This window comes from Bradyrhizobium sp. SZCCHNRI1009 (assembly GCF_032487575.1).
Classification (GTDB): domain Bacteria; phylum Pseudomonadota; class Alphaproteobacteria; order Rhizobiales; family Xanthobacteraceae; genus Bradyrhizobium.
On the sequence record NZ_JAUEUL010000027.1, the window covers coordinates 71,106 to 86,407 of the forward strand.

A 15,302-nucleotide genomic window follows, 5' to 3' on the forward strand; every position below is an offset into this window, starting at 1 on the left:
TGTAAAACCGGCTTGTCACCTTTCCAGGGCAGGCCGTCGCCCTATTTGCCTTGAACGTCCGAGAGGTCCCCATGCTGGACAAGAGCCCCCGCCCCGCCGTCACCGTTCCGAATGATCTTGCCGCGCATTGGATGCCGTTCACCGCGAACCGCGCCTTCAAGAAGAACCCGCGCCTGCTCGCCGGTGCCAAGGACATGCACTACATCACCGTCGATGGCCGCAAGATCATCGACGCCGCCGCCGGCATGTGGTGCTGCAACGCCGGCCACGGCCGCAGCCAGATCGCCGAGGCGATCGGCCAGCAGGCCGCCGCGCTCGACTACGCGCCGCCGTTCCAGTTCGGCATTCCCCAGGCGTTCGAGCTCGCCAACCGCATCGCCGATCTCGCGCCCGCCGGCCTCGACCACGTGTTCTTCTGCAACTCCGGCTCGGAGGCGGCCGACACCGCGCTGAAGATGGCGCTGGCCTACCACCAGATCAACGGCCAGGGCAGCCGCACCCGCCTGATCGGCCGCGTCCGCGGCTATCATGGCGTCGGCTTCGGCGGCACTTCGGTCGGCGGCATCGTCAACAACCGCAAGCTGTTCGGCACCTTGCTGACCGGCGTCGACCACATCCCCGCGACCTATGACCGCGAGAAGCAGGCCTTTACCAAGGGCGAGCCGGAATACGGCGCGCACTTCGCCGATGAGCTGGAAAACCTCGTCAACCTGCACGGCGCCAACACCATCGCCGCCGTCATCGTCGAGCCGATGGCCGGCTCGACCGGCGTGATCCCGGCACCGAAGGGCTACCTCAAGCGGCTGCGCGAGATCACCCAGAAGCACGGCATCCTGCTGATCTTCGACGAGGTCATCACCGGCTTCGGCCGCCTCGGTTACGCCTTCGCCGCCGAGCGCTACGGCGTGACGCCTGACCTTCTGACCTTCGCCAAGGGCGTCACCAATGGCGCGGCACCGATGGGCGGCGTGCTGGTGCGCGACACCATCCACGACGCCTTCATGAGCGGCCCCGAGCACATGGTGGAGTTCACCCACGGCTACACCTACTCGGCGCATCCGATCGCCTGCGCCGCCGGCCTCGCCACGCTCGACATCTACCGCGACGACAAGCTGTTCGAGCACGCCCGCGCCATCGAGCCGAAATTCGCCGACGCCGTGATGTCGCTCAAGGGCCTGCCCAACGTGCTCGACATCCGCACGGTGGGTCTCACCGCCGGCATCGACCTCGCGCCGCTGCCCGACGCGGCTGGCAAGCGCGGCTACTCCGCGATGGAGACCGCCTTCCACAACAACGACCTGATGCTGCGCATCGCCGGTGACACGCTGGCGCTGACCCCGCCGCTGATCATCAGCGAGGATCAGGTCGGCGAGATCATCGAGAAGGTCGGCAAGGTCATCAAGGCCGTGGCGTAAGCCATTCGGCGTCCCATCGGCCATGATCGGCCAGGAGCAGAATTGGCGGCCCGCGTGGCCGCCATTTTTGTTTCTACGATCCCCAAGAACGGTCATTGCGGCTTTCCACATGTCGCATGCCGGCCGACAATAGCCTCGCGCGTGCGCAGGGAACCTTCGCAAATCCTCCACGTTCATGTCGCGAGCCGGCGGTTCGCGCGCGGCGATGGATCATCGGAGGACGCGCATGCTTGCACCGCCAGGAGAGCTGCTGCGATTGGGGCTCGAGCAGAGACTCAACCGCGTCAGGCGCGCCACCCAGGCCTACATGCGCGATCGCGCCCGGCAGGCCACCGGAACGGTGACGTCCTACGCCGTCGCCGCCGGGCTGTTCGCCACCGCGGGCATCTTCCTGATCGCCGCCTGCATCGTCGGATTGACCGCGCTGTTCCGCTGGGTGGAAATGACCTACGGCCTGTTCACCGCATTCGCTGTGGTCGGCGGCATCCTGGTCGCGCTGGCGGTGATCTGCGCGATCATCGCGGCGGTGAAGTTGCGCAGTCCGACGCCGCACTATCCTTCACTCTCCAGCCGGCTGCGCGTGGCGATCGCAGCGCCCGTGGCCCGGGAACCCGACGCGGACGAGATCGATCCCGACACCATCCCCCTGGCACCGTCATCGACCTCCACGAATCACGGGAGCGGAGCTGCGGGTGCACTCGGCCGGGTCAACGTGCCCGTTGGTGTCGCCGTTGCGGCACTGCTGCTCGGTGTGGCGGCCTTGCGCCGGCGTCACCGCAGCGCGTAAGCCTGCCCCGACAGCGACAGGCGCGGTTCGACGGACATCGAAGAATCACCGGCTCGGTTGAGTTGATCAGCAACACCCGTTGATCAGCTCATGGGCATCGCGCGCATGTCTCAATGTGTCTGGAGTCCGCGTGGCGCTTTCCCCGGTGTTCTACGGGTCGGCGACACTACGATGACACTCCGCTTTCCCCGGTGAACTTGCGTAAATGACACGCAGACGGGAAATCATCGGCCTCTCCCGGTATTTGAATCCCGCCGACTATCCTCGCGAATCAACAGAAGTGCTAAGGTTGCATTCGGTTGGGAGCGTCGCGCAGCATGATCCGTATCTCCACGATTTTCATTGCCATTTGTATGGTTCTGGTCGCAGCTTCGCTCGGCCTGATCCTGTATTCGGTGGCCGGCATCAGTGGCTCGGAATCCGCGATCGTCGCGCTCGCCGCACTGACGTTCCTGATTCTCTACAACGCCGTGTCGATGCGGCTGCGCGACCGCACCGATATCGGCAGCCAGATCGCCGATCTGTCGCGCGGCACCGCCGACCTCGCGCGCCAGGTCGCCGAGTTCGGCCGGCGCCTGTCGGCGGTCGAGGGACGCATCGTGTCCTCGAGCTCGGTCAGCGCCGATCGCCTGCAGGGCGTGATCGGCGAGATCAACGAGCTCGGCGGACTGATGAAGCAGCTCGCCGTCACCGTGGCCCAGCATGAAGACCTGATCGCGGCGATCCCGCCCGCAACACCGCCGGGAGCTGCTGCCGGCATGGTTCGCGAGGCCGATCATCCGCTCCCGGCGGCCGCTGCCTCCAGCGGCGCGCGCGAGATGACAGCGCTGCCGCCGAGCGACATCGAGCAGAGGATGCCCGAGACTCCCGGCACGTTCAGCGCGGCATCGGGTGCCGCCCCCCTGCCGCCCAAACCGCAGGTCCCGGCGGTCACTGCCGTACCAGCAGCCTCCAGGATCACGACGCCGGCTCCGTCGGCGCCGGTTGCCCCCGCCGTGCCGCGCAGCCAGCCGCAGATCCTCGCCGCGGTCAAAGGCGCGATCGAGGACAACCGCCTCGACATCTACCTGCAGCCGCTGGTGACGCTGCCGCAGCGCAAGGTGCGCTTCTACGAGGCGGTGACGAGGCTTCGCGACGAGCGCGACCAGGTGGTCGCGGCCGAGGATTTCATCGGCATCGCGGAAGCCGCCGGCCTGGTCGGGCGCATCGACCACATGGTTCTGCTTCGCTGCGTCCAGGTGCTGCGCCGCCTGATGGTTCGCAACAAGGACGTCGGCATCTTCTGCAACATCTCCGCGGCGACCCTCAGCAGCCCCGCCAACTTTTCACAATGCCTCGATTTCCTCGAAGCGAATCGCGCCCTGGCGCCGTCCTTCGTGCTCGAATTCAAGCAGTCGACCTTGCGCAGCCTCGGCCCGACCGGGGCCGAGCATCTCGCGGCCCTGGCCCAGCGCGGCTACCGCTTCTCGATCGACCATGTCACCGACCTCCGGTTCGAGCCGCGCGAGCTTGCCGATCGCGGTGTCCGCTTCATCAAGGTCCCGGCCGCGCTGCTGCTCGACCCCAAGCAGAGCTCGGCCTCCGACATTCACCCGACCGATCTCTCCGATCTGCTGGGCCGTTTCGGCATCGACCTGATCGCCGAGCGGATCGAAGGCGAGAACAGCGTCGTCGACCTGCTCGACTACGACGTCCGCTTCGGCCAGGGCTTCCTGTTCGCGCCGCCCCGCCCATTGCGACCCGAGGGCGCATCTGCTACCGGCGAGGCCGCCGCCGGCCCATCGGGCGGGCAGGATATCAAGATTCAGGACCCCAATGCCGCCGGCACCACCTCTCTGGACGCGTCACACACCAATGCTTCGACGCGCAGCGGCAATGCCGCCCTCGCCCGCCGTGCCGCCGGGACCCTCTGAAATCAGCCGGCTGCCATGACCGTTCTCCGCTTCGAAGAGCGGCTGCGCGATCTGGTCGGCCGCAAGCAGGTGCTGCTGAGCGACATCTGGGGCGTGGTCCATAACGGGCTGGAGTCCTTCCCCGACGCCTGCGACGCGCTACACCACTTTCGCCGCCAGGGCGGTACGGTGATCCTGATTACCAACGCGCCCCGGCCGGCCGATTCGGTCCAGCGCCAGTTGCGCAAGCTCGGCGTCGCCGACGAGGTCTACAGCGCCATCGTCTCCTCCGGCGACCTGACCCGCCACTACGTGGCCGATCATCCCGGCGGCAAGGTGTTCTGGCTCGGCCCCGAGCGCGACAATTCCATTCATCGCGGTCTCGACCTGGCGCTGTCGCCGCTCGAAGAAGCGTCCTACATCATCTGCACCGGCCTCTACGACGACGAGACCGAGACCGCCGAGGACTACCGGCCGATGCTGCTGCGCGCGCGCGAGCGCAAGCTGCCGCTGATCTGCGCCAATCCGGACATCGTGGTCGAGCGCGGCGACCGGCTGATCTACTGCGCCGGCGCCATCGCGGAGCTCTACCGCGAGCTCGGCGGCGAGGTGATCTTCTACGGCAAGCCGCACCGGCCGATCTACGAGCGCGCCATGATGCTCGCCGAGCAGCACGCCGGCCGGAAGGTCGCGCGCGAGGAGGTGCTGGCGATCGGCGATTCCGTCCGCACCGATCTCGCCGGCGCGCACGGCTTCGGCATCGACTGCCTGTTCGTCACCCGCGGCATCCATTCCGAGGAGTTCGCCGGCGTCGAGCAGCTCGACCCGGCCTCGGTCAAGGAGCTGTTCGGCCACCCGCCGCGCGCCCTGATGCGCGAATTGAAGTGGTGAGCGGATCCTGAAACGAAAAACGCCCGGCCGGGTGCCGGGCGTCTTTCGCATGGGATGTGGATCAGGCCGGCCTCAGGCCGTCGCCATGTCCGGGAATACCGCGTCGATCTTGGTCTTCAGGGTCGCGGCGTTGAACGGCTTGACGATGTAGTTGTTCACGCCGGCCTTCTTGGCCGCGATCACGTTCTCGGTCTTGGATTCCGCCGTGATCATGATGAACGGCGTGGTCGCCAGGTTCGGATCGGCGCGGACCTCGCGGAGCAGGTCGTAGCCGGTCATCGGCTCCATGTTCCAGTCGGAGATCACGAGGCCGTATTTCTTGGCGCGCATCTTGTTGAGGGCCATCGAGCCGTCGCTGGCATCGTCGATGTCCTCGAACCCGATCTGCTTGAGAAGATTCCTGATGATACGGATCATGGTGCTGTAATCGTCGACGACGAGCACCGGCATCGTCAAATCAACCGCCATCTTGACTCCCCCAGACGCGAACACAACGCGCAGACTGTTACAAAAACGCTCTTGCGGCACGGGTCGTAACCGACCCCGCCATCCGCTCTGAGCAGTAGCATCAGCCGTTAAACAGCGCGTTAACTGCGCTGCGGCTGCATGTCGCTATTGCTGCGCTGCATGAGCGGAGGAACCCCTTCGGCTTGACTTCGCGGGGCCGGCCGCCCACCGTCAGGGCAATCCCCGCCCGCCGGCGGCCCACCGAAATCTGCGAGATATTTCCGTCACATGCCCGATTTCAAGGTCATCCGCGATTCCACCCCGCCGTCGGACATCCTCAAGGGCGCGGTGGTGGCGATGGGCAATTTCGACGGCGTCCATCTCGGTCACCGGGCCGTGATCGAGGCGGCCATCGAGATGGGCAAGGCGAAGGGGCGCCCGGCGCTGGCGCTGACCTTCGAGCCGCATCCGCGGCGCTTCTTCAGCCCCAACACACCGCAGTTCCGCCTGACCGACGAGTCCGCCAAGCTGCGGCTGCTGGCCGGAACCGGCCTTGCCGGCGCCGTGGTCATGACTTTCGACAAGGGCCGCGCCCAGACCTCGGCGCAGGATTTCATTCACCATGACCTGATCGGACGGCTCGGCGTCGCCGGGATCGCGGTCGGCTACGACTTCCATTTCGGCAAGGGCCGCGTCGGCTCGCCCAGCCTGCTCGCCAACGAGGCGCCCAAGCTCGGCATCGAGGTCGACATCCAGGCCCATGTCGACATCGACGAGCGGCCGGTGTCCTCCACCGCGATCCGCGAAGCGCTGGCGGAGGGTCAGGTCAGCGAGGCGACCGCGATGCTCGGCGGCCCCTGGTTCGTGAGCTCCGAGGTCATCCACGGCGAGAAGCGCGGCCGCGACCTCGGCTACCCCACCGCCAACATGCGGCTCGATCGCGATTGCGGGCTGCGCCACGGCATCTATGCCGTCCGGGTCGGCCGCGGCCGCGGCGCGAACCGGGTGCTGATCGACGGCGTCGCCAATTTCGGCCGCCGGCCGACCTTCGACAACGGCGCGCCGCTGCTCGAGACCTTCCTGTTCGATTTCAAGGACAGCCTCTACGGCGAGGTCCTGGACGTCGCCTTCATCGGCTTCATCCGCGAGGAGGCCAAATTCACCTCGATCGAGGCCCTGATCCGGCAGATGGACGACGACAGCGCCAGGGCCCGCGCCTTGCTGGCGGCCCATCCCGGCCTTTTCCCCCGGCTCGGCGAGATCGGCTGACCGCCTCCCCGCGAACTGCGCTTTGCGATTTCGCGGCGCGGCTGCTATGAGGGAGCCCCATGTTGATACGGCGCATCATCGGCATTAGCGGCCCGGCTTCCGCCTGAGCTTCGAGCTCGGCGCAAGACCGGGATGTCTCTGCTCGTTCCGCCGCCCGCGATCGAAATCGCGTCTCAGCGCCCTCTTGAAGCTCAGCCAGCCAGATCACGATGTCCGAAAAGCCGCAAAAGCCCGACGCCCAAAAATCCGACGCCAAGGACTATTCCAAGACCCTGTATCTGCCGCAGACGGAATTCCCGATGCGCGCCGGCCTGCCGCAGCGCGAGCCGGAGATCCTGAAATATTGGGGTGACATCGACCTCTATGGCAAGCTGCGCGAGACCGCGAGGAACAGGCCGAAATTCGTCCTGCACGACGGCCCGCCCTATGCCAACGGCAACATCCACATCGGGCACGCGCTGAACAAGATCCTCAAGGACGTCGTGACCAAGAGCCAGCAGATGCTCGGCCACGATTCCAACTACGTCCCCGGCTGGGACTGCCACGGCCTGCCGATCGAGTGGAAGATCGAGGAGGAGAACTACCGCAAGAAGGGCAAGACCAAGCCCGACTTCCGCGACTCCGCCGCCATGGTCGCCTTCCGCCGGGAGTGCCGCGCCTACGCCGATCATTGGCTCAACGTGCAGCGCGAGGAATTCAAGCGTCTCGGCGTGATCGGCGACTGGGATCACCCCTACGCCACCATGACCTATCCGGCGGAAGCGCAGATCGCCCGCGAGCTGATGAAGTTCGCCGCCAACGGCACGCTGTATCGCGGCTCCAAGCCGGTGATGTGGAGCGTGGTCGAGAAGACCGCGCTGGCCGAGGCCGAGGTCGAGTATGAGGACTATCAGTCCGACACGGTGTGGGTGAAGTTTCCCGTTGAATACGTTGCTGTCCACAACAAAGAGCGGAATCTGCCGGAGTTTCTGCAGGGCACTGAGGCACTGAAGAAAGTCGGACTTGATAATACCTCCATCGTAATCTGGACGACCACACCATGGACCTTGCCTGGGAATCGGGCGATCGCCTTCTCGCACAAGGTGTCGTATGGATTATATCAGGTTACAGCTGCACCAGAGGGCAATTGGGCCAAAACGGGCGAAAAGTATATCCTAGCTGACAAGCTGGCTGCAGAAGTCTTCAAAGCAGCCAAAGTCGATTCTTACGAACGGGTTGAGCTTTTCATCCCAACGTCGGATGTACTTTGCTCGCATCCTCTGAAGCAAAAGGGCGGCTACGATTTTCCTGTGCCGCTGTTGTCGGGCGACCACGTCACCGACGATACCGGCACCGGCTTTGTACATACCGCTCCAGGCCATGGTCGTGAAGACTTCGAGGTTTGGACGGCGAATACCAGTGCACTTGAGGCACGTGGCATCAATACAGTGATCCCTTACACTGTTGATGAGAACGGCGCTCTTACAAATCAAGCGCCAGGCTTCACAGGCAAGCGCGTCATCAACGACAAGGGCGAGAAGGGCGACGCCAACGAGGCCGTCATCAAGACGCTGATCGAGACCGGCAAGCTGCTCGCGCGCGGCCGGCTCAAGCATCAATACCCGCATTCCTGGCGCTCCAAGAAGCCGGTGATCTTCCGCAATACACCGCAATGGTTCATTGCGATGGATAAGGCCATCTTGAGCAGGAGGCCGTTCTCCAAAGATCTCGCGGAGGACTATCAATTTGAAGGCGATCCCATCTTGAAGGTTCAGCGAGATGGAAATGTTCTGCCGGACTATCCGTCGGACGAGACAAAGCGTCTGATCCCAAACTCGCTGCGTGCCCGCGCGCTGCGCGCGATCTCGGTCACGCAATGGGTGCCCGCCGCCGGCCAGAACCGCATCAACGGCATGATCGCCAACCGTCCGGACTGGGTGATCTCGCGCCAGCGCGCCTGGGGCGTGCCGATCGCGGTGTTCGTGCGCGAGACCGGCGACGGCTCCGCCGAGATCCTGCAGGACGAAACCGTCAACACCCGCATCACTGACGCCTTCGCCAAGGAAGGCGCCGACGCATGGTATGCCGACGGCGCGCGCGAGCGCTTCCTCGGCTCCCGCGCCAACGAGGACTGGAAGAAGGTCGACGACATCTGCGACGTCTGGTTCGACTCCGGCTCGACCCATGCCTTCGTGCTCGAAGACCCCGTGCACTTCCCCGGCCTCGCCGGCATCAGGCGCAAGGTCGATGGCGGCCAGGACACGGTGATGTATCTGGAAGGCTCCGACCAGCATCGCGGCTGGTTCCACTCGTCGCTATTGGAAAGCTGCGGCACCCGCGGCCGGGCGCCGTATGACGTCGTGCTGACGCACGGCTTCACGCTCGACGAGAACGGCCGCAAGATGTCGAAGTCGCTCGGCAACACCATCGAGCCGCAGAAGGTGATCAAGGACTCCGGCGCCGACATCCTCAGGCTCTGGGTCTGCGCCACCGACTATGCCGACGACCAGCGCATCGGCCCGGAGATCCTGAAGAACACCATCGAGACCTACCGCAAGCTGCGCAACAGCATCCGCTGGATGCTCGGCACCTTACATCACTACAAGCGCGGCGATGCGGTCGCGTTCGCGGATATGCCGGAGCTGGAGCGGCTGATGCTGCATCAGCTCTCGCAGCAGGCCGAGACCATCACCCGCGCCTATGCCGCGTTCGACTACAAGACCGTGATCGCGAGCCTCGCGGCATTCATGAACACCGAGCTCTCGGCATTCTATTTCGACATCCGCAAGGACACGCTGTATTGCGACCCGCCGTCGTCGGTGGCGCGCAAGGCGGCGTTGACCGCGATCGACCTGATCTGCGACGCCGTCCTGAAATGGCTGGCGCCGGTGCTGTCCTTCACCACCGACGAGGCGTGGCGGATGTACAGGCCGGACGCCGAGCCGTCGGTGCATCTGACCTTGTTCCCGGAGGCGATGGACGGCTATCGCGACGACGCGCTCGCGGCGAAATGGGAGACCATCCGCAACGTCAGGCGCGTCGTGACCGGCGCGCTCGAGCTCGCCCGTGCCGCCAAGACCATCGGCTCCTCGCTCGAGGCGTCGCCGATCATCACCGTCGCCGACCGCGCGCTGCTCGGTACCTTGTTCGATACGGATCTGGCCGAGGTCTGCATCACCTCGAACTACGAGGTCCGCGAGGGCGACGCGCCGGCCGATGCGTTCCGGCTCGATGCGGTGCCGGGTGTGGCGGTGGTCGTCGAGAAGGCCGTGGGCAAGAAGTGCGCCCGCTCCTGGAAGATCCTGGAGAGCGTCGGCGACGACAAGGACTATCCCGACGTGTCCCCGCGCGACGCGCAGGCGCTGCGCGAATGGAAGGCGCTGGGGGTGGGCGTGTGATGCGCGATCGCGCGTCACACTCCGCCGTCGTCCCCGCGCACGCGGGGACCCATAACCACCGGCCGTCTTGGTAGGCAAAGACTGATGACTCCGAGTCCTTTTCACCAATCGGCCGTCCGCGGTATGGGTCCCGGCGTTCGCCGGGACGACAGCTGTGTTTGCGGCCGGCCTGGTGGTCAACTCACCAGCTTGCAATGACCCCCCGCCTCCGTCTCGGCCTCATCGCCGGCTTCGCCACCCTGGTCATCGACCAGGCCTCCAAGCTGTGGCTGCTGTACGTGTTCGACCTGCCCAACCGCGGCACCGTCAAGATCACCCCGTTCTTCGACCTCTACCTCGCCTGGAACATCGGCATCAGCTTCGGCTGGCTGCAGAGCGAGAGCGCGCTGGCGCAATATGGGCTGATGGCGGTGAAGGCCGTCGCGGTGGTCGCCCTCGCCATCTGGATGGCGCGTGCGGAAAGCAAGCTGGCGACGGCGGCGCTCGGCCTGATCATCGGCGGCGCGATCGGCAACGGCATCGACCGGCTGGCCTATGGTGCGGTGGTCGATTTCGCGTTGTTCCACATCCAGATCGGCGGCACGGTTTACAACTGGTACATCTTCAACATGGCCGACGTGGCGATCGTTGCCGGGGTGGCGGGCCTGCTGTATGACTCCTTCTTCGGGGCTCATGCCGCAAAAGCGCCCTGATCGGGGTCGATACCGGCCGGTGCTGTCCCGGAGCCAAGAGCCTGAGGTTCTTCACGTTTTCGGGACTGGCGCGGTGACCGGACCAGCTGCCTGCGGCGAGCGTCCAAATCGGTGGGGTCGCGGCCGGTTCGTCGGAGCACGAGCACTGCACAAGCGAGGACGGGAAAAGCCATGCGCAAGACCGAAGTCAGCGGCCGGATCATGACCCACGCGGCCATTCGCGCCCTGCGGCTGTCCGCCGTCGCGCTCGGCATCGGCCTCGTCATGGCCGCCGGCGCCGCCCGTGCCCAGGACGACGAGGAAGACGACAAGACCTTCGAAGAGAAGATCATCGACAATCTGATGCGCGGCCTTGGCGGCACCAACATGGAGACGCCCTCCATCGAATACCGCGAGCGGTCGCCCCTGGTGGTGCCGCCCAAGCTCGATCTGCCGCCGCCCGCCGCCGCGGCGCAGGCGACCGCGCCGAACTGGCCGAAGGACCCCGACGAGCAGCAACGCCGTGCCGCGGCCGCCGCGCGGAAGAAGGAAAACAAGGATCCGGTCAATGCGGCCCGTCCGCTGACCCCGGCCGAGATGAAGATGGGGCGGACGGCCGCCGCCAAGTCGACTGAGCCGATTCAGCCCGGCGTCGCCAACAACCCGATGATGAGCCCCTCACAGTTGGGCTTCAAAGGCGGCCTGTTCGGCATGTTCAAGGGCAGCGACAGCGAGACCAAGCCGTTCACCAGCGAGCCGCAGCGTGAGAGCCTGACCCAGCCGCCGCCCGGCTATCAGACGCCGTCGCCGAGCTATGCCTACGGCACCGGCAAGCAGGAGCCGATCGGCGGCAAGCAGATGGACATCATGACCGGCAAGGAACGGTGACGGCGGCACCGCCCCGTTCGCCCGGAGATGCCGGCTTCGCTGGCGTTAGCGAAATTTAATGTCTCGCGGCGGCACGATGTCGCCGTTTTGTGACGTCGGGCGCCGTCCGGCGCGATGTAGCATGCTGCGCTCAAACCCGATCGCCCCTCCCTGCGGGCCTCCAGAAGGATCATGATGTCCTCGCACCGGTTCAAATCCGTCGCCGCCGCGCTCGTCTCCCTCATCGCGTTCACGGCCGGCGCTTCGGCGCAAACGACGTTCGCCTCCGAGCCCCCCACCAGCTTCACCCTCCCCAACGGCCTGCAGGTCGTCGTCATCCAGGATCACCGCACCCCGGTCGTGACGCAGATGATCTGGTACAAGGTCGGCTCCGCCGACGAGACGCCCGGCAAGTCGGGCCTGGCGCACTTCCTCGAACATCTGATGTTCAAGGGCACCGAGAAGCATCCCGCCGGCGAGTTCTCCAAGACCGTCCTGAAGATCGGCGGCAATGAGAACGCCTTCACCTCGGTCGACTACACCGGCTACTTCCAGCGCGTGCCGCGCGATCAATTGCCGAAGATGATGGAGTTCGAGGCCGACCGCATGACCGGCCTCGTGCTGAAGGACGAGAACGTGCTGCCCGAGCGCGACGTGGTGCTCGAAGAGTACAACATGCGCGTCGCCAACTCGCCGGAAGCGCGCCTCAACGAGCAGATCATGGCGGCGCTGTACGTCAACCACCCCTATGGCCGCCCTGTCATCGGCTGGCGGCCGGAGATCGAGAAGCTCAGCCGTGAGGATGCGCTGGCGTTCTATCGCCGCTTCTACGCGCCCAACAACGCGATCCTGGTGATCGCCGGCGACACCGACGCCAAGGAAGTGCGCCCGCTCGTGGAGCAGACCTTCGCCAAGATTCCCGCGCAACCCGACATCCCCGCGCGCCGGTTGCGGCCGCAGGAGCCCGAGCCGGTGGCGCCGCGCACGGTCACACTGGCCGACCCGCATGTCGAGCAGCCGTCGATGCGCCGCTTCTATCTGGTGCCCTCGGCCACCACGGCTGCCCCCGGCCAGTCGGCCGCACTGGACGTGCTGGCGCAACTGATGGGCAGCGGCAGCAACTCCTATCTCTACCGTGCGCTCGTCGTCGACAAGCCGCTCGCGGTCAATGCCAGCGCGTCCTATCAGGGCACGTCGCTCGATCCGAGCCAGTTCTCGATCGCGGTCGCGCCGCGTCCGGGCGTCGATTTCGCCCAGGTCGAGGCTGTCGTCGACAGCGTCATCGCCGAGATCGCACAGAACCCGGTGCGCGCCGAGGACCTCGAACGCGTCAAGACGCAGCTCATCGCCGAGGCGATCTACGCCAATGACAACCAGGCGACCATGGCGCGCTGGTATGGCGGCGGCCTCACCACCGGTCTCAGCATCGAGGACATCAGGAGCTGGCCCGACCGCATCCGGGCCGTGACCGCCGAGCAGGTCCGCGCCGCCGCGCAGACCTGGCTGCAGAAGAAGCGCTCGGTCACCGGCTATCTGATCAAGGACAATGCGGCCAAGCGCGAGGAGAAGCGGTCGTGATGAACACAATGACCTTCGCCCGCCGCTTCGCCTGCGCGCTCGCCGTCGGCGCCGCCGCGCTCACGATCGCTCCTGCCGCCCATGCGGCGACCAAGATCCAGCACCTGGTGTCGCCCGGCGGCATCGAAGCCTGGTTCGTGCAGGACGCCACCGTGCCGCTGATCGCGATGGAATATGCGTTCCAGGGCGGCGCCTCGCAGGACCCCGTCGGCAAGCCCGGCGTCGGCAATCTCGTGGCCGACCTGCTCGACGAAGGCTCCGGCGATCTCGACTCCAAGACCTTCCACGAGCGGCTCGACCGCCGCGCCATCGAGCTCTCCTTCCAGATCTCGCGAGATCAATTCCGCGGCTCGCTGCGCATGCTGCGCGACAACAAGGACGAGGCGTTCGAGCTGCTGCGGACAGCGCTGACCTCGCCGCATTTCGACAGCGCCGACGTCGAGCGCATCCGCTCGCAGGTGATCTCCGGCCTGCGCCGCGAGACCACCAATCCGAGCTCGCTGGCGGGCCGCAAGTTCCTCGAGCTTGCCTTCCCCAACCACCCCTACGGCCGTCCGGCCAACGGCACGCTGGACAGCGTGCCGACCATCACCGTCGACGATCTCAAGGCCTATGTCGGCCGCGTGCTCGCCAAGGACACGCTCAAGGTCGCGGTTGTCGGCGACGTCGACCCGGCCACGCTCGGCAAGCTGCTCGACCAGACGTTTGGCAGCCTGCCCGCCAAGGCCACTTTGACGCCAGTGCCCGACGTCGTCGCCACCAGGCCGCCGCAGCGTGCGCTGGTGCCGCTCGACGTGCCGCAGACGGTGATCACCTTCGGCGGTCCCGGCATCCGCCGCCACGACCCGAACTTCATGGCGGCCTATGTGGTCAACCACATCCTCGGCGGCGGCGGCCTGTCGTCGCGGCTCTACAAGGAGGTGCGCGAGAAGCGCGGCCTCGCCTACTCCGTCTACGACGCGCTGCTGTGGATGGATCATTCGGCGCTGTTCATCGGCAACACCGCCACCCGCTTCGACCGCGCCGGCGAGACCATCGCGGCCGTCGAGCAGGAGATCCGCCGCATGGCGGAGGAAGGCCCGACCCAGCAGGAGCTCGACGAGGCCAAGTCCTACATCAACGGCTCGCAGATGCTCGCGCTCGACACCTCCTCCAAGCTGGCGCAGGCGATGCTGCAATACCAGCTCGACAAGATGCCGATCGACTACATCGAGAAGCGCAGCGAGATCGTGAATGCGGTGACGCTCGATGACGCCAAGAAGGCGGCCAAGCAGCTCTGGAGCCAGGGCCTGCTGACCGCCGTCGTCGGCCGCACGCCGCAGGCGGCCGCCGAACCGGCGCAAGCCCCAGTCACGGCTCCGGTGACGAAGACGAACTGAGCTTGCGAAGGCGCGCTCGCCTGCAACGACGCAGAATAACTATCAATGGCGACGTCATGCCCGGGCTTGTCCCGGGCATCCACGTTTTGGGGCGATTGACGCAGGTGGATGGCCGAGCCTTCGCCACTCCAAAGCGACTTCAGCCGCGCAGGCTGCACAAGCCCGGCCATGACGGCTGCTCGTGGCTTCCCACCGCGGCATCGACAAAAATGGTGTCGTCCCGGCCTTGAGCCGGGACCCATACCCCCAGGGAGGTGTTTGGGGCAGGCTGGTTTTGGGCATCTCGCGCCTCACATCTGCTGCGGCGTATGGGTCCCGGGTCGGCGCCATCGACGCCGCTTCGCGGCGCCGACGGCTTGCCCGGGACGACAGCGGGGCCAACACACCGACGTCACATACGAATAATTATCTTGCTATTTTTCCGAATTCGTGATCAACTCTCCTTATCCCGCCTCACCGCAGAGGGGCGCATCGCGATCGTCACGACACGCGAGGCGGGGATGCGATGGCCGCGAGAGATCGCAGCGTCTTCTGAGCGAAGGCGCGGACGAACGATCTGTCGCGGACGTGAAGTCGCGTGGTCCTGGCATCCCGACGCTGATGCCAAGCTCGCCGGTGATGATGATCCGGCGGGCGACGGTGGCCAACAAGCCCGGTGCACCGAGGAGCAACTGTCTTTTTTGTAGACCGGTGATCGGCCGGCCTCAAGGCTGGCGCGAAGGCGCGCCA

11 protein-coding genes are annotated in these 15,302 nt (G+C 65.9%); 10 read left to right on the forward strand and 1 reads right to left on the reverse strand.

Annotated elements, in window-relative coordinates; all coding sequences use genetic code 11:
- The first annotated feature begins 71 nt into the window (after window positions 1-71).
- The 4 genes from QX010_RS29475 to QX010_RS29490 all read left to right on the forward strand — a co-directional run bounded on the left by QX010_RS29475 (window position 72) and on the right by QX010_RS29490 (window position 4,985).
- Window positions 72-1,415, forward strand: coding sequence for an aspartate aminotransferase family protein (locus QX010_RS29475; protein WP_315801947.1), 1,344 nt, complete (start codon window positions 72-74; stop codon window positions 1,413-1,415).
- Window positions 1,416-1,641: 226 nt separating this feature from the next.
- The gene (locus tag QX010_RS29480) at window positions 1,642-2,202 is read left to right on the forward strand and encodes a phage holin family protein (protein WP_315801946.1); all 561 of its coding nucleotides are present in this window, start codon (window positions 1,642-1,644) and stop codon (window positions 2,200-2,202) included.
- 317 nt (window positions 2,203-2,519) lie between these two features.
- The gene (locus tag QX010_RS29485) at window positions 2,520-4,115 is read left to right on the forward strand and encodes an EAL domain-containing protein (RefSeq protein WP_316183215.1); all 1,596 of its coding nucleotides are present in this window, start codon (window positions 2,520-2,522) and stop codon (window positions 4,113-4,115) included.
- Between the two features lie 15 nt (window positions 4,116-4,130).
- Window positions 4,131-4,985, forward strand: coding sequence for a TIGR01459 family HAD-type hydrolase (locus QX010_RS29490; protein WP_315801944.1), 855 nt, complete (start codon window positions 4,131-4,133; stop codon window positions 4,983-4,985).
- 72 nt (window positions 4,986-5,057) lie between these two features.
- Here the strand turns inward: QX010_RS29490 and QX010_RS29495 are convergent, their stop codons facing one another.
- A complete protein-coding gene (locus tag QX010_RS29495) occupies window positions 5,058-5,453 on the reverse strand; it encodes a response regulator (RefSeq protein ID WP_006613531.1) in 396 nt (131 codons plus the stop codon).
- A gap of 267 nt (window positions 5,454-5,720) precedes the next feature.
- On the opposite strand from QX010_RS29495, the gene QX010_RS29500 reads away from it, so the two are divergent.
- From QX010_RS29500 to QX010_RS29525, 6 genes are all read left to right on the forward strand, one after another.
- Window positions 5,721-6,701, forward strand: coding sequence for a bifunctional riboflavin kinase/FAD synthetase (locus tag QX010_RS29500; protein WP_316183216.1), 981 nt, complete (start codon window positions 5,721-5,723; stop codon window positions 6,699-6,701).
- A gap of 209 nt (window positions 6,702-6,910) precedes the next feature.
- Complete coding sequence (gene ileS / locus QX010_RS29505; RefSeq protein ID WP_316183217.1) at window positions 6,911-10,078, forward strand: isoleucine--tRNA ligase; 3,168 nt, start codon at window positions 6,911-6,913, stop codon at window positions 10,076-10,078.
- Between the two features lie 194 nt (window positions 10,079-10,272).
- On the forward strand, window positions 10,273-10,770 hold the full coding sequence (gene lspA / locus QX010_RS29510; RefSeq protein WP_316183218.1) for a signal peptidase II: 498 nt from the start codon (window positions 10,273-10,275) through the stop codon (window positions 10,768-10,770).
- Between the two features lie 201 nt (window positions 10,771-10,971).
- On the forward strand, window positions 10,972-11,637 hold the full coding sequence (locus tag QX010_RS29515; protein WP_316183221.1) for a hypothetical protein: 666 nt from the start codon (window positions 10,972-10,974) through the stop codon (window positions 11,635-11,637).
- 171 nt (window positions 11,638-11,808) lie between these two features.
- Window positions 11,809-13,194 carry a pitrilysin family protein gene (locus tag QX010_RS29520; RefSeq protein ID WP_315801939.1) on the forward strand — a complete coding sequence of 462 codons (1,386 nt, stop codon included), beginning with the start codon at window positions 11,809-11,811 and terminating at the stop codon, window positions 13,192-13,194.
- Window positions 13,194-14,573, forward strand: a complete 1,380-nt coding sequence (locus QX010_RS29525) for a pitrilysin family protein (RefSeq protein ID WP_316183219.1) — start codon at window positions 13,194-13,196, stop codon at window positions 14,571-14,573. The genes QX010_RS29520 and QX010_RS29525 overlap by 1 nt, the downstream gene beginning before the upstream one ends.
- The last annotated feature ends 729 nt before the right edge of the window (window positions 14,574-15,302 follow it).

Excerpts from the sequence above, each read along its gene's own strand:
- QX010_RS29495 (WP_006613531.1), bottom strand. The coding sequence starts at position 5,453 with ATGGCGGTTGATTTGACGATGCCGGTGCTCGTCGTCGACGATTACAGC.
- lspA (WP_316183218.1), top strand. The coding sequence starts at position 10,273 with ATGACCCCCCGCCTCCGTCTCGGCCTCATCGCCGGCTTCGCCACCCTG.
- ileS (WP_316183217.1), top strand. The coding sequence starts at position 6,911 with ATGTCCGAAAAGCCGCAAAAGCCCGACGCCCAAAAATCCGACGCCAAG.
- QX010_RS29520 (WP_315801939.1), top strand. The coding sequence starts at position 11,809 with ATGATGTCCTCGCACCGGTTCAAATCCGTCGCCGCCGCGCTCGTCTCC.
- QX010_RS29475 (WP_315801947.1), top strand. The coding sequence starts at position 72 with ATGCTGGACAAGAGCCCCCGCCCCGCCGTCACCGTTCCGAATGATCTT.
- QX010_RS29485 (WP_316183215.1), top strand. The coding sequence starts at position 2,520 with ATGATCCGTATCTCCACGATTTTCATTGCCATTTGTATGGTTCTGGTC.
- QX010_RS29525 (WP_316183219.1), top strand. The coding sequence starts at position 13,194 with ATGAACACAATGACCTTCGCCCGCCGCTTCGCCTGCGCGCTCGCCGTC.
- QX010_RS29500 (WP_316183216.1), top strand. The coding sequence starts at position 5,721 with ATGCCCGATTTCAAGGTCATCCGCGATTCCACCCCGCCGTCGGACATC.
- QX010_RS29480 (WP_315801946.1), top strand. The coding sequence starts at position 1,642 with ATGCTTGCACCGCCAGGAGAGCTGCTGCGATTGGGGCTCGAGCAGAGA.
- QX010_RS29515 (WP_316183221.1), top strand. The coding sequence starts at position 10,972 with ATGACCCACGCGGCCATTCGCGCCCTGCGGCTGTCCGCCGTCGCGCTC.
- QX010_RS29490 (WP_315801944.1), top strand. The coding sequence starts at position 4,131 with ATGACCGTTCTCCGCTTCGAAGAGCGGCTGCGCGATCTGGTCGGCCGC.